Annotated in this window: 14 protein-coding genes and 1 pseudogene; 9 read left to right on the top strand and 6 right to left on the bottom strand. The window is 38.7% G+C overall.

Features of this window, described 5'->3' with window-relative positions; genetic code table 11:
- Positions 1 to 80: 80 nt before the first annotated feature.
- From ACM0OY_RS11630 to ACM0OY_RS11615, 4 genes are read left to right on the top strand one after another with little or no spacing between them, the layout of a single operon-like run.
- Positions 81 to 1,499: a site-specific integrase gene (locus ACM0OY_RS11630; RefSeq protein ID WP_414569010.1), complete on the top strand. Its 1,419-nt coding sequence runs from the start codon at positions 81 to 83 to the stop codon at positions 1,497 to 1,499.
- A gap of 11 nt (positions 1,500 to 1,510) precedes the next feature.
- Positions 1,511 to 1,786: a hypothetical protein gene (locus ACM0OY_RS11625; protein ID WP_414569009.1), complete on the top strand. Its 276-nt coding sequence runs from the start codon at positions 1,511 to 1,513 to the stop codon at positions 1,784 to 1,786.
- Entirely contained in the window at positions 1,771 to 2,169 is a 399-nt protein-coding gene (locus ACM0OY_RS11620) for a type II toxin-antitoxin system VapC family toxin (protein WP_414569008.1), read from the top strand. The genes ACM0OY_RS11625 and ACM0OY_RS11620 overlap by 16 nt, the downstream gene beginning before the upstream one ends.
- A 32-nt stretch (positions 2,170 to 2,201) precedes the next feature.
- Positions 2,202 to 2,396 (top strand): hypothetical protein, encoded by a 195-nt coding sequence (locus ACM0OY_RS11615; RefSeq protein WP_414569007.1) that lies wholly within the window; start codon positions 2,202 to 2,204, stop codon positions 2,394 to 2,396.
- Positions 2,397 to 2,534: 138 nt separating this feature from the next.
- Here ACM0OY_RS11615 and ACM0OY_RS11610 read toward each other — a convergent pair whose 3' ends face one another.
- Positions 2,535 to 3,035, bottom strand: a complete 501-nt coding sequence (locus tag ACM0OY_RS11610; RefSeq protein ID WP_414569006.1) for a hypothetical protein — start codon at positions 3,033 to 3,035, stop codon at positions 2,535 to 2,537.
- A 343-nt stretch (positions 3,036 to 3,378) separates the two neighbouring features.
- Between ACM0OY_RS11610 and ACM0OY_RS11605 the strand changes: the two genes are divergently transcribed.
- Positions 3,379 to 3,684: a hypothetical protein gene (locus ACM0OY_RS11605; protein ID WP_414569005.1), complete on the top strand. Its 306-nt coding sequence runs from the start codon at positions 3,379 to 3,381 to the stop codon at positions 3,682 to 3,684.
- Between the two features lie 189 nt (positions 3,685 to 3,873).
- Here the strand turns inward: ACM0OY_RS11605 and ACM0OY_RS11600 are convergent, their stop codons facing one another.
- Together ACM0OY_RS11600 and ACM0OY_RS11595 are read right to left on the bottom strand one after the other, a co-directional pair.
- The gene (locus ACM0OY_RS11600) at positions 3,874 to 4,863 is read right to left on the bottom strand and encodes a helix-turn-helix domain-containing protein (protein ID WP_414569004.1); all 990 of its coding nucleotides are present in this window, start codon (positions 4,861 to 4,863) and stop codon (positions 3,874 to 3,876) included.
- Between the two features lie 266 nt (positions 4,864 to 5,129).
- On the bottom strand, positions 5,130 to 5,669 hold the full coding sequence (locus ACM0OY_RS11595) for a DUF2267 domain-containing protein (protein WP_414569003.1): 540 nt from the start codon (positions 5,667 to 5,669) through the stop codon (positions 5,130 to 5,132).
- 237 nt (positions 5,670 to 5,906) lie between these two features.
- Here ACM0OY_RS11595 and ACM0OY_RS11590 point away from each other — a divergent pair, with 237 nt between their 5' ends.
- A complete protein-coding gene (locus ACM0OY_RS11590; RefSeq protein WP_414569002.1) occupies positions 5,907 to 6,704 on the top strand; it encodes a dienelactone hydrolase family protein in 798 nt (265 codons plus the stop codon).
- Positions 6,705 to 7,473: 769 nt separating this feature from the next.
- Here the strand turns inward: ACM0OY_RS11590 and ACM0OY_RS11585 are convergent.
- Together ACM0OY_RS11585 and ACM0OY_RS11580 are read right to left on the bottom strand one after the other, a co-directional pair.
- The gene (locus ACM0OY_RS11585; RefSeq protein ID WP_414569001.1) at positions 7,474 to 8,121 is read right to left on the bottom strand and encodes a class I SAM-dependent methyltransferase; all 648 of its coding nucleotides are present in this window, start codon (positions 8,119 to 8,121) and stop codon (positions 7,474 to 7,476) included.
- Between the two features lie 646 nt (positions 8,122 to 8,767).
- The gene (locus ACM0OY_RS11580) at positions 8,768 to 10,963 is read right to left on the bottom strand and encodes an ATP-binding protein (RefSeq protein ID WP_414569000.1); all 2,196 of its coding nucleotides are present in this window, start codon (positions 10,961 to 10,963) and stop codon (positions 8,768 to 8,770) included.
- Positions 10,964 to 11,027: 64 nt separating this feature from the next.
- Here ACM0OY_RS11580 and ACM0OY_RS11575 point away from each other — a divergent pair.
- The 3 genes and pseudogenes from ACM0OY_RS11575 to ACM0OY_RS11565 form a co-directional block, all read left to right on the top strand.
- Positions 11,028 to 11,111: pseudogene (locus tag ACM0OY_RS11575) on the top strand (hypothetical protein); the annotation flags it as partial.
- Positions 11,112 to 11,489: 378 nt separating this feature from the next.
- Positions 11,490 to 12,050: a hypothetical protein gene (locus tag ACM0OY_RS11570; protein ID WP_414568999.1), complete on the top strand. Its 561-nt coding sequence runs from the start codon at positions 11,490 to 11,492 to the stop codon at positions 12,048 to 12,050.
- A 159-nt stretch (positions 12,051 to 12,209) separates the two neighbouring features.
- The gene (locus ACM0OY_RS11565; protein ID WP_414568998.1) at positions 12,210 to 13,397 is read left to right on the top strand and encodes a calcium-binding protein; all 1,188 of its coding nucleotides are present in this window, start codon (positions 12,210 to 12,212) and stop codon (positions 13,395 to 13,397) included.
- A gap of 195 nt (positions 13,398 to 13,592) precedes the next feature.
- On the opposite strand, the gene ACM0OY_RS11560 is transcribed toward ACM0OY_RS11565, so the two are convergent.
- Positions 13,593 to 14,018 carry a hypothetical protein gene (locus ACM0OY_RS11560; RefSeq protein ID WP_414568997.1) on the bottom strand — a complete coding sequence of 142 codons (426 nt, stop codon included), beginning with the start codon at positions 14,016 to 14,018 and terminating at the stop codon, positions 13,593 to 13,595.
- Positions 14,019 to 14,502: the final 484 nt, after the last annotated feature.

Raw genomic sequence — 14,502 nt, 5'->3', positions numbered from 1 at the left:
CAGTAAGCAATGTCAGAATTAAACATTGTTCGCTGAGAACACATTTATTTTTAGGCTAAATATAGGCTAAAACCACAGCGATGCATAACCAGGGTAAAGACAAGTATCAGCAAGCCTTTGCAGACTTGGAGCCAGTTTCATCTACCGATGGCAGTTTTTTTGGCTCAAGTCTGCAAGCACAGCAGCAAAGAGAACACATGAAATCAAAAGTACTACTTGAATTAGAGAAAGTAAATCTGCGTTTGAAGTCTGCAAAGACAAAAGTCACAATTAGAGAATCGAATGGAAGTCTGCAATTACGCGCTACGTTACCGATTAAACCTGGAGACAAGGATAAAAACAGTACTGGCAGAAAGCAATACAATCTCAGCTTAAATATTCCCGCTAACTTGGATGGATTAAAAACGGCTGAGGAAGAGGCGTATGAATTAGGAAAGTTAATTGCTCGTAAAACCTTTGAATGGAATGATAAATATTTAGGCAATGAGGCAATTAAAAAAGATTTTCAAACAATTGGGGAATTACTCGAAAAATTTGAAGATGAATATTTTAAAACTCACAAACGCACGACAAAAAGCGAACATACATTTTTTTATTATTTTTCGCGAACTAAGCGATTCACTAATCCTACAGATTTAGCGACTTCGGATAATTTGATAAGTGCAATTGAAAAAATAGATAAGGAATGGGCTAAGTATAATGCAGCCAGAGCGATCGCTGTATTTTGCCAGACGTTCAAAATCGAAATCGATTTGTCTAAATATTCCAAAATGCCAGAGAAAAATTCCCGCAATATACCGACTGATGCAGAAATAGCTGAGGGAATTAGCAAGTTTGAAGAATATTTAAATATCAGAGGCAACCAAGTTAACCAAAATGTTCAAGATAGCTGGCAACTTTGGCGCTGGGCTTATGGAATGTTAGCAGTTTTTGGTTTACGACCGCGAGAGCTTTTTACTAATCCTGATATCGGTTGGTGGTTAAGTCAAGAAAATGTAGATTTGACATGGAAAGTTCATAAAGATTGTAAAACTGGGGAGAGAGAAGCTTTACCTTTATATAAACAATGGATTGATGAATTTGATTTAAGAAATCCCAAATATTTAGAAATGTTGGCAACAGCAATTAGTAAAAAAGATAATACCAATCATGCAGAAATCACGGCTTTAACACAGCGAGTTAGTTGGTGGTTTCGTAAAATCGGCTTAGATTTTAAGCCTTATGATTTACGTCACGCTTGGGCAATTCGAGCGCATATTTTGGGGATTCCAATTAAAGCAGCGGCAGATAATTTGGGGCATAGCGTACAAGTTCACACGCAAACTTATCAGCGTTGGTTCTCGCTAGATATGCGAAAGTTGGCGATGAATCAGGCGTTGAGTAAGAGGAATGAAGTTGAGTTGATTAGGGAGGAGAATGCTAAACTGAGAATAGAGAATGAAAAGTTGAAGTTGGAGATTGATAAGTTGAAGATGGAGTTAGTTTATAAACGGAGTTAAATTTTTAAGAAATGGAAAGTATTAGGATTAGAACATTTATTGGTGATGATGGAATTTTGCAAGTACAGCTTCCACCTGAAATTACCAACCAAGAATTAGATGTAGTAATTGTCTTTCAAGCTGTGACAAAAAAATCCTCACAGTCTTCTATTCAAACGCCCCAAGAACTTGGATACTCTCATAGATTTATTGATGAAGTAATAGGTAGCTGGGAAGGTGAGCCGCTTGAACGTCCAGAACAACTTCCCTTTGAGGAACGGGAGGAAATTCAATGGCTTACCTTCTAGATATAAATGCATGTATTCAAATTCTGAATTCACCAAATTCATCTGTTACACAAAAAATTCTATCAATTCCTTCTAGAGAAATTTATATCTGTACCATTGTTTATAGCGAACTGTATTACGGAGCTTATAAAAGTGCAAACGTTGATATAAACCTGATTCATCTAGAAAATTTATTTGCTGAGTTTGTTGATTTACCCCTGGATCGCCAAGCTGCAAAAATAGCTGGAAAGATTCGCGCTCGTCTTAATGCTTTGGGAACTCCAATTGGAGCAAATGATTTGTTAATTGCTGCGATTGCTTTAGCAAATGACCTCACCCTCGTCACTCACAATACCCGTGAATTTAGCCGTATTGAAGGCTTGAAGTATGAAGACTGGGAATAGCTATTTTGGAAATAAATCTACATAAAAAATGTATGGTAACAGAAACTTTGAAGCAAATACTTAAACAACTTGAGACACTGGAAACAACAGAGCTTCAACAACTTAGCCAGACAATTCAAAAGTATCTTGCTGTTAAAGAGGAAAATCTCAAGCAAGCAGCATTTCACCAAGCTTTAATCGATTCTGGTTTAGTAAAGCAGATTAAGCATTTTGCTTACGAACCATAGCTGAACGAAGACTAATTCAGGTTGAGGGAAAGTCTGTTTCTGAAACTATCATTGAGGAACGCCGTTAAATGGCATGGTGCGTTGCGCTACGCGACAACACACCCTACCTGCTAACAATAAAGTAAATGATTAGCTTAACTACTTTTCGAGCTCTACCTGTTTAACAACCTCCAAGGGCAACTCTAATGCTTGTGCGATTTGCTCATCATTTAAACCAAACTGCCGTAATTTATCAATCTTAGTTTTATTTTCACTACGTTGCTGTGAGTTAGAAGTATCAGAATTATTTTTGTTTGCTTTAATTTTAGGTTGTTTGGAATTAACGTTTATACAGCCAATTATATTACCATTAATTGTATTTTTACCCAGAGAAATATTGATATTGCGTTGACGTTCTAAAACTGATTTCAGATTACCTTTATCAACTGGTTCATCAAAAATATCAGATAACATTTGCAAAAGTTCATATCCTATATCCTTGGCATGACCAGGGCTACAACCACAATTATCTGCAATATCAGAATATGTTTGATACTTTAGTGTTCCTTCAATAACTCCACGCTGCAAGTCATTGAGATGCTTACCTGTCTTGAGATAAACAGCTTCATCCACAAATTCTAATAGTTCGTGAAGTTGCATATTGCATATTTATAAATAAAATATAATTTTTGTAATTTTAGCAGACTTTATCCGTATTTTTCCGTTATTCTCCGTCTTTTTAGTAATTTTTATTTAATCCGCTATTTTCCGCTTTTCAGCTTGAAGCGATGTTTGTAGTATGAGAAAACTACGTTATTACTAGTATCGTAAATTTGAGGGCGTTAAAGAAATTACATAATATCTGTAATTTTACGTTCTATCGATAGCCTAAGTAATTTATTTTCCAATTTGTCTTGATTTTTATTTTTGAGGATTGTTCATGAAGAAATTGTTTGTTTTATCCGGTTTAACATTTGCTACAGTTTTCCACTCTGGTGTGCTCATGTCTTCAACCGTCGAAGCGCAGTCACCTGCTTCATGTAATTGGTTTACAGGAATATACCGTGGTGGTGGTGCGCCAAAAGGTGTGATAGCTTACATCGGAAACAATGAATTGGTTGTATATAACCCCAATCCTACTCCTTTGAGAGGTAGCTGTATTGCTAACGACCGAATTCAAGTCACGTTCGGAAAAGATAAAACCTATGTGGGCAGAAGATCAGAGAATGATGTAGCTTGGACTAATGGAACAACTTGGCGCAGAGAAAGTAGTACAGTTGCTTTTCCTCTTCAAGGGGTAGGGTTTTAGTACCATCGCATCTCAAATATAGGGTGTGTTGTCGCAAAGCGCAACGCACCTTCATTTTATCAGCAGGCGATCGCATTCCTTTTATACTTTTGTTTGCGGGTAGCACAGCTGTGCTACCATACGGCGATCTCTGCCTCACCAACTTGCAATCTGCTTTAGTAAGATGTAATTGAATTGTGGTGCAGTTCGTTAATATAATCCTTCTGGTGGGGAAATATCAGATCCGACAACCACACCAGTGTTAGTAGATTTAATCCCTGGTTTAACAGTAGGGGATTCTTGTTTTAATGATTGTGAAACAGAAGAAGAGTTATCTTGCTCTATTGATATATTGGTATTTGCTTGTTGCTGGGACATGAAAGCTAATCCTCCCATTGCACCAGCAAGAAGAGCTGTATAACCTACATATAAATGCGGCGGACGAATTTCCAATCCCATTCCTTTTTTAGATTGATACGACAAGGATTGAGCTACTGGTATAGCTGCTTGTACTGGCAAACAAGCAGCTAAAGTAACACCATTAAGTCCTAAAAAATCTCCATAACGCCGGATAAATCCACGTACAAAAATGTCATCTGGTAATTCTTGCCAGTTACCGTTTTCTAATGCTTCTATCAGCTCCATGCGGATATGAGTGTAAAAATGGATGTGGTACAAAGAAAGCCCTTTGGACTGACGGGTTTTTTGGAGTTGTTGCCCGATTTGACGTAGGCTATCTATGCGTTGTTGGGCTGCTTGGTCGGCTTGTTCTGCTTGAGAAATTTTCTGATGATTCAGTAATTGTAGTGGTTTTTTCCACAGCGAATTTTCTGCTGTATTTTTAGAGGATTGCTTCTGGAGGGTGCAATTTTCCTGGTGTATTTCTGGTGAAGAATCGACTATTTCTGTGGCTTGGTTTGTATCTGTAGCTGTTTCAACTTTTTCAACTTTTTGATATTGTTGGGCAAATTGTTGAAATGCTAAACCGATCGCTTCTCTACCTACGGCTTTTAATAAATCTTGAGCCTGATGTGTTTGTTCGCCTATTAACTTCTGCACAATTGCTAAAGCACGTCGATAAACTCCGCTACGATGCAGTTGTACTTCTATTTCTCCTAAAAGCGATCGCACCTGATCTTGAGAAATTTCAATATTCGGATTGCCCAGAATTTGCAAATAGTATACAGGAGTAGTAACCATTGTGAAAGCCTTTTATATTAACTCAAGACAAGAAAGTTACAATCATATCTTCACTATTTTTCCTATCTTCACCTTTGTCTTCCGGATGTTAATTGTATAATTTAAATTTTTTAATTCATCATAAATACTGGAACAAAGCAGTAAGAATTGCAGTCATGGTCATAAAAATGATACTGACATCTCTATTTACCTAAAATATGCTGTATATAAAAAGTCTGTTTGTGGATTATCATCCACAAACAGACTTGAATTTTTCAGGCTTATAATTAAGCTTGCTCCCAAAGCTGACGTACATAGTCAGGGAGCCAGCTAGCAATTTCCTGAATCCGCTCTTGAGAAAGTTCGTCTTTCGTGGCAGAAAACACAGCTTTAACAGCCTGTTCTCGCTCGACTGAACGCGGCATTCCGCTTTCATTAGCAACTCGGAATAGGAAGCGATCGGAATCGATTTTAAAGATGCCTGGGCCTTGCCAAGGTGGACGAACCCGGCTCAAAAATCCGACAATTGGATTGGTATCTTTCCACAAATCGGCGATTTCAAACTGGAGTGCTTTCTCATCTGTAGGCACAGCTTCTTTATGCAGTTCTCCCTCGACGCGATCGCTTGCTTCTGTCGTCATCAAGTCACGCATCACCCGAAACACAACTTCAGTAAAGTCTCTGGCGTCATATATATCTGCAAATCCGGCTTTGACCATGACTTTTTCTAAGAACGAGCGATGTTCATCAGCGATCGCAGTTCGAGTATCTTCAATCTCAGTTGGATCGACTTCTGGTATGTTTGTTCTAAATGATTGATCTGGCATAGTTTTTTTTGTGCTTCTTAATATTGAGTCTTTATGCTTACCTCTGTAAGGTCGCATAAATCAAAAACCCTTAGTATCATCCAGAAGTTTGAGATACTGTCTGCCCAAAAGTTAGAAATTCAATTTTGAGTAATACTAGCTGCCAAGACGCAACAAAATAGCTTGGCATAAATATTTTCTATCCGTGTCAAAAAGCAGTCAAAATAGACAAGTTGGTATCAACTGGCCGGAAAAAAGATGGTAGAAATAACAAACATCGAAATTAACACTACAAAAGTCAAAATACCTAACAATGACTTAGAAATCGATGCCTACTTAGCTCAACCAGCACATCAGGGAACCTTTGCCGCCGTTATCGTTTTTCCAGAAATATTTGGCATCAACAGTAACATTCGAGATATCGCAGAACTAATTGCTAAACAAGGTTATGTAGCAATAGCCCCCGCAATGTATCAACGTATTGCTCCCGGTTTTGAGGCTGATTTTAGCCCTGAAGATGTTGGGTTTAGTCCAGAAGCTTATCGTCTGGGGTTGGAATACTATCAACAAGTAAAGTATCAAGATATCTTAAGCGATATTCAAGCAGCGATCGCCTACTTAAAAACTTTACCCAATGTCAAAAAAGATGCCATTGGTGTCATTGGTTTTTGTTTTGGCGGTCATGTTGCTTACATCGCTGCAACTTTCCCCGATATCAAAGCCACGGCTGCTTTTTATGGTGCTGGAATTACCACTTCTAGTTATGGTGAAGACACTCCAACTATTAATCGCACTTCACAAATTCAAGGTACGATTTATGCATTTTTTGGCACAAGGGATACATTAGTTTCTCAGGAGGAAACTGAGCAAATTGAAGCAGAATTAAAGAAAAATCAAATCAATCATCGCGTATTTCGATACGATGCCGGACATGGATTCTTTGCTGGATTTTTCAAAGATAAGCATCCATTTATGGAACAACACCCAAGTTACAATCCTGAAGCTGCTCCTGATGCTTGGCAACATGTTCTAGAACTGTTTAAAAACAACCTGTAAAGCAGGCAATAGGGAATAGGCAACAGGCTTTTATTTGTGCGCGTTAGGAAGGCGATACATCGCACTCTAGACTGTCTCTGTTTCCCGCTCCCTATTTGCTTTTACTAAACTTTATGTGACTAATGGATATTTCCAAATCATCTAAAAAATAAGGAAATTTATTCATGATTGATATTATCGGATTTTTTATTTTGTTGCTAACTATTCCTTTTGTTATTGCTCAGATTATGCCTAACAGGAAGTGGCTAATAGCTTATACTATTTTTTTTGGAACCTTAGACCTTAGCTATTTTGCTGTATTATAACCATATAACAACGCCAATCAATCGGCGAGGAGATGGTTTTTCCTACGCGTTTGGAATAGCTGGTGCTTGTTTATTTAATACATCAATAATTGTAGGAATTATTAATAGAACGATTGTCTTATACTTTAAGTCATTAGAGGTTGTTTGAAAAGTGGTTAGCTGTGATTTTAATTACCCCCCTTAATCCCCCCTTTCCAAGGGGGGAGACCGGAAATCTAGTTCCCTCCCCTTGACAAGGGGAGGGTTAGGGAGGGGTAAAAAATATTTGATACATCAATCATGACTTTTCAAACATCCTCTTAGGTTATACAATCAATGTCTGGTTTATAGTTAGCTTAGTTTTGCTTGATACGATGCTTATTGTACTTATTTTTCTTGGATTGTTGACAGTCTATTGATAAAGTAACGCACCAGATATGTTGGTGCGTGAAGCGTTGCTATAACGCACCCTACAGTTTAAGTTTTTAAACTTTTGAATTTTTCAGCAGTAATTGACAACCACATGAAAACGGGTTGGGGCTTTCTATGCGATTGTCTACCAGCACTTCAATAGTCAGCTTACTGTTGTAAATCAATTCGTCATAATCCATCAATGCATTCCACTTGATTTTCCCAGTGGGGAAGCCTAGCTGTGAAGCTCCATCAGATATTAACTCTTGCCATTTCTCAATCTCTGGATCTTGCGATTTGCAATAATCAAGAATGGCAATCAAGGCCCCAGGCTTAGTAACTCGTAAAATCTCCTCCATAGCACGGACTGGATCGTCAACGACACATAGCGTAAATCCCGATGCTACGGCATCAAAAGTATTATCAGGAAAATCCAGATTGCAGAGATCGGATAGCTTGAAGGTGATATCTGCGGATACAGTTTTTTTACGTGCTTCATCCAGCATCTTATGAGAAAGATCGATACCAACCACATGCACCCCTTGAGGATAGGCACAAAGATTAAGACCCGTTCCTACCGCAGCATCCAGTACAGTTTGTCCTGGCTGAAGCTGCAAGGAAGCAATTAGCGGTTCGCGATCGATGTGCCAGTAACGCTTCATAATTGCGTCATAATCGACTGCACCGCGATCGTAGGTTTCAATTACCTGATTTATCTGCATAGGTTTTTTAACAAATAGGACTACTAGTTTTAACTATCTGTTCAACTGTATAATCTGTTAACGCCCAAACTTCGTATATTATATTACCAGCAAAAGAACTTTACAATTGGTAACCAATGGTTCCTAAAATGTAGCTTACTTGGGGTTACGATAAGAATTAAGTTTTAAATTATACCTTATATTGAAGAAAACGGAATTTTTTAGTTTTTTGCATAAAACATCAAACTTGAGGTGAATAGTATTACATATATGAATCATATTTGATTTTTGAAATATACGTAGGGTGTGTTATGCCGTAGGCTAACGCACCAAAACCTTCGGGTGGTGCGTTACGGAAGCCGTAACACACCCTACACATACTTAGATTTTTTCAGAAATCAAATACTAGTCCTATAGCAAATTTATTATTTCTAAACCAGGGGACAACATATTATTCGTCTCCTAACTATGTAAAACTCCTTTTTTCAAGCACTGCTCTGGACTAGCTCTAGGGCAGTTTCTAATTGTACAAGCATCTGGCTTTTGATTTACCACATTGCTAGCAATCGAATGTTGTGGGTTTAATAAATAGAGAAATATTTGGCTCTTTGGTACTTGGTATGCTAAATGTACGTTATCAGAAGCTGGAAACCTTGATTACACATAGTTAAACCACTCCATTAACTTTTCGCAGAGGAATCTGAATAATAAACTCGGTTCCTTTTCCAATAGTTGAGAAGCATTCTAGTTTGCCACCATGTTTTTCTGTGACAATTTGGTAGCTGATGGACATGCCCATTCCTGTTCCTTTGCCAATGGGTTTGGTGGTGAAAAAGGGATCGAATATTCGTTGCTGAAATTCTTGAGAAATACCAACTCCGTTATCAGCGATCGCCACTTCTACCCAAGTTGTATTCACGACGGATGTGCGAATTATAATTCTACCGGGATTGTCCTCAATTTGCTGAAAGTTAAGCTTGGCATGACTTTCTTCTAACGCATCAATGGCATTCACTAAAATATTCATAAACACCTGATTGAGTTGTCCGGCATAGCATTCTACTAAAGGTACATTGCCGTAGTCTTTGATTACTTGAATTTCAGGTTGTTCTGGTTTAGCTTTGAGGCGGTGTTGCAAAATCATCAAAGTACTATCGATGCCTTGATGAATATCGACACTTTTAAATTCCGCTTCATCGATGCGGGAGAAATTCCGCAGCGACAGTACAATTTGGCGAATGCGATCGGTGCCAACTTTCATGGAAGACAACAATTTTGGTAAGTCTTGTTGCAAAAACTCTAAATCCATATCTTCGGCAGCAATTTGAATTTCTGGAGCAGGGTTAGAATCGCGCTGCTGATACAATTGCACAAATGCTAATAAATCTTGAGTATATTCCTGGACATGGGCGAGGTTGCCATGAATAAAGTTGACTGGATTATTAATTTCGTGTGCTACCCCAGCAACTAATTGTCCCAAACTAGACATTTTTTCACTTTGAACAACTTGAGATTGAGTGCGCTGCAATTCCTCTAATGTATTTTTGAGTTCAGTGGTACGTTCTTCTACCCGGTCTTCTAGTTCTTCCTTGCTTTTCTCTAAAGCAGTAAACAATTCGTGCAATTGTCCTGCCATATAGTTAAAAGAATTAGACAGAGTATTAAGTTCTTGAATGCCGCTAGTTTCTACTGTCTGATCTAAATTGCCGGATGCCATTGCTTTACTTGCGCCATTCAGGCGTAGAATTGGGCTTACAATCCAATGGGAGGTAAACACGCCCATCACCGAGGCAACAATTAATGCACCTAAACAAAGGGCGATCGTTGTCTGTGTGTTGGCGTTAATTTGCGCCATAAATGCGTTTTCTGGCACACTCACCACTAACAACCAATCCAAACCATACTCGTCACGCCAAGGTGCAACATCGATAAAATGCCGTTTTCCTTCTATTTCCAGCTCTAAATCTGTGTCTTCGGTTATGGACTTGAACCCTTTAACAGCTTGCAGATATTTGGCAACCTTCTGTATTACTGGGTCAGAACTGTCGATCGCTTGCAATCTCTCAGCCTTTTGATTAACCAACCTAAACGGCTTTTCTGTGCCGGAAGTGGCGATTAATGCGCCATCGCGTTCTAAAAGGAACACCCGCCCAGACTTACTAATATCCAAACTGTGTAAGAAATTGCTGAGTTTCAATAGATGGATATCGCAGGCAATCATTCCTAACAAGCGATTTTTGGCATCATAGATTGGACGACTGGTAGAGGCGGCGATGTAGGGACCGGTGGGAAAGTTGTTAACCAGAATCTTTGTCCAAATGGGTTTACCAGCTTCTATAGGTTCGATATACCAAGATTCGCTAAAATTTAACCAATCCCACCGAGTATTTACCTGAGTTCGATTGCCTCGATCGTCAGTAGCATAAGTGTAGACATTGTTAGGAGGCTTAGCTGTCCAATCATCAATGGTGATGGTTTTCCCATCATAACGAGCAGCACCAACTCCTTCACCCGTCGTTAGTCCAATGCCAATATAAGTCAGGTTAGAGGCTTGCATCTGATCCCAGAAATATTTGCCAACGGTTTGGCGATTCTGCACATCTAATATTCCTCTGCGGATGGCATCTGCGTTGATCTGATTCAGGGTTTGCGGAATGGAAAGATAAGACTTGAGGTGTTCATCTACTACGTCACTGGTACGATCTATTAACTGTTCTGCCAAGTCATTAACTGCCCTTTGTCCATTTTTAAAGGACAAATAACCCACTAAACTGACAGCTGCAAAAATTTGGATAACAAAGGGAATAACAAGAACAATTTGTAATGGTAACGCTTTTACTTTGTTAGAATAGTGAGTCTTCATTGCTGGAAACTGCTAGTTAATGTTAATTTGATTTACTATATAGTTCCCAAGATGCCCAGATACTCACGTTTGTTTAGATGTTAAGGATGGGAAAATTTGGGTGCAGCATGACGGGACAGAGAATATGTATAGGCGTACCCCGTCTTAGACATGGCCGATCAACTGTGTGAGTGAGGGAGTGCCTTAGAGGATGTTTGAAAAGTCAAAATGTATACCAAAAACCTCACTTCCATTCCTCTCTCCTGCAAGGAGAGAGGCTTTGAAACCCCCATTCCCTTGTAGGGAAGGGGGGTAGGGGGGTTAGGTTTTTGAGGTTTAAATGTTACCAAAAATACTTTTCAAACAACCTCTAAGCAAGATATTGCGATCGCCTATGATGCACTTTATGTACGACAGTATATAGAGTTTGCTGTTGGATGATTCAGAAGCATCAATTCACATTTTGTACAGAAGACAAAATGCGATGCGTGTCTACACTTAAAATATTCAAGAACAGATTAGACCATAAACTTAGAACCAGCGCTGAATGATTCTCACTGTTAAGCAATTACAATCAATTATTGATGGAAATCCTGTTGGTGATACATTTCCATATTTTGGTGGTTTGCCAGAAGACATTGAGAATCATCTAAAGGCTGTTGTTGCCACACTTCGCCGTTCGCCTTTGCTAGACGTGGAAGCACAATTCGATAGTTACGGTAGTGGTTATGCTTCCTATGTCCATGTTTTTTGCGCTAAAAGCAATCGTCAATCTACTGTTCGTCGAGGCCATATAGATTGTATTGACGGTATAGTAGTTTATTTGTCAAGACTAGCGCCAATTGCTACCTATGGTGTAGAACAAAGAACTAAGCATCAACAGCTACCAATTATTTCGCGAGGTTTTTTAGAAAATCGGCGTATTAGGCAGCTTCCTAATGGTAACTGGTCAAATGAACTGGATGAAATTATTACAACACTGGAAAATTTTGGATTTTTATTACCGAGTTTAGAAGAGTTGCGCGAACCACTGCCATTTAAAGCAAAAATTCCAACTATTTTTGAAAGTGAATGTGTATTTGATGCAATATTTTACTGGGAAGATTGAGTTTAATCAGCTATTACGAGATTCTTAAAGTGTGTGTAGTTCATGGTTAGGAAAAATTCTAGGAAATTCACCGGATTATATTGATTTTTTCAGAAGAATAGCTCATCTAGATAACTTTTGCGCTTCACTCAACTGTATTGAGCTATAAAGGAAATTTTTATGACAACCCAAGTTTTTCGCGGCATTACCTACACTCAACAAGTCATTCAAGAGAGTAATCAAAGAGTACGCGGTACTGCTAATCCAGACTGGTTGGTTGTAGAAGGTAACAACAATATTATAAAGACACAAGGTGGCAATGATGTTGTCTTATTAGGAAGAAAGGTAGATTCCATCTTTAATTTTGATACTAGTATTTTTAATGGTGAAGTTTTACAAACTAGCTCATTGCCTTGCAATCCCAATGAATTTGAAGCAATTGTTTATACGGGAGCCGGAGATGATTACGTCAGTTTAGGAGCAGGCAATCACGTAATTCGTCTGGGCAGTGGAAACAACTTTTTAGATGATTATGGTGGAAACTATCTGTTCGATACTGATGATAATATTATTGGCTTGGGCGCAATTCCAAAATTAGTTGCCTCAGCAGGATCAGGGGACGATATTTTCTATTTAAGTGGATTTGCTGACCGAACTGTTGATGCCGGAAAAGGCAACAACTTAATTTTTTTAGGAGCCGGAGATGCCAAAATTAGAACAGGCTCAGGAAATGATGTTATCACCAGTGAAATTTCATCATTGACTTATATCTTTGACAGTGGTTCACCATCGTATAACCAAAGCATCATAGCTGGAGATGGTGACAATCAAATTGCTGTTCTTGCCTATGGTGAAACTACAATTAGAACAGACGGCGGTGAGGATTTTATTCTGGCTGTTGGAATCCCCGGCTTAAGTTCTACCAAAATTTATGCAGGTGATGGCAACGATACAATTATTACAAATGATACTAACAGCATTATTCAGTCTGGTTCAGGTAATAATTTAATTTTTGCCGGTTCAGGTGATGATATTATCCGTATGGGAAATGGCAATAATGTCATAAATCTCAGGGGAAATACAGTTTGTCTACCTGAGCCTTTAAGTAAGGATACAAACCTGTTTGGTTCATCTGTGGAGGTAACAGGCGGGGGAAATGATAAAGTCTATTTGGGTGAAGGAACAGATACAGTGATTCTGGGAAGCAGTGGCTTTGCTACCATCTATGACTTTGGTTGCAGCGATCGCTTAAATGTCAGTGGCTTAAACGCCAGCTTCAGCCGCATTGGAAATGACACGCTAATTAATACATGTGGCGGTTCTTTGGGAATCCTCAAAGGATATACAGGTTCAGTAGATTTAGTGTAAGGGTTAGGAACGCGATCGCACTTCATTAAAACGTTTCAAAAACCCGGTTTTTTTTACTGCTGATTTTCCCTTAACTAAATTCTATTTGTTCTGTAGGGTGCGTTATCGCAAAGCGTAATAATATTATCCAAAGAACTGAGAGCGATCGCCCTCAGTTCTTTGGGCTTGACAAAATTTTGAGTAACAGCACACATCCTAACTTGTTGCTGCTGCTTTTTTTCCATTCTTACCCTCAACACTGGCAACAAACTGAGGTTGCTCAGCACTGGAAGTTGGCGACTCGCCTCGCAATCCCTTACGACGCTGGTTCTTAGGAACTCCTCCCGCCATACCATACTCTACACTGCTTTTGCCATATCGAGTAGCAACTGCCATGAGCATATGTTCTGTCATATCTCCCAACTGATTTTCTGTTTCCAGCATTTCGCGGTACAACTTATCCAAGCTGGAAAGCGCACTGTTGTATGCATTTTCTCTAGTTCGCATCTTCTCAATCAGGCTTGAGAAGGCAGGCGAAGTGAGTCCATTGCCTAAATCTAAATTTGGAGCAATTGAGTCTATGCCAACAGCACGACGCACTGCTTTTTCTAAGATTAGAGAAGTTCTTTTTCTACGAGCCATAATCTACACCTTGTAATTCAATACGGTTAATATTATTTACCTTAAAAAATTTCAGTATGAATCAGCCTGAGAGAAATTCGCCAAATCTGCAATCGCTTTTGCTACAAGCGCGATATTTCTCATCAATGCGCGAACTACTGAAAAAACAAAGCAAACTGGGGTTTGAGAAAGTAAAAGCTTGTTTTGCTTGCGGAAAACACCAAAATGAGTAAGCAAACTGGGGTTTGAGAAAGTAAGAGCTTCTTTTACTTGCGGAAAACACCAAAATGAGTAAGCAAACTGGGGTTTGAGAAAGTAAAAGCTTCTTTTACTTGGGGAAAACACCAAAATGAGAAATTAAAAGCTTATTTTGAGTAAGTTAAATGCCATTTTGCTAACTAAATTCGACTTTATTTAGATTTTTACGCTGTAATGACTTAGCCTATCAAACTGGTCAAACTATTTATCAAATTAAGCATAGATTACTTTATGGTATCTCTGCTTT

It is taken from the genome of Nostoc sp. CCY 9925 (assembly GCF_963920935.1).
Taxonomy (GTDB): Bacteria; Cyanobacteriota; Cyanobacteriia; order Cyanobacteriales; family Nostocaceae; genus Nostoc.
The sequence above is the reverse complement of the archived record's forward strand: the minus strand, read 5'-3'. Positions and strand labels throughout refer to the sequence as shown.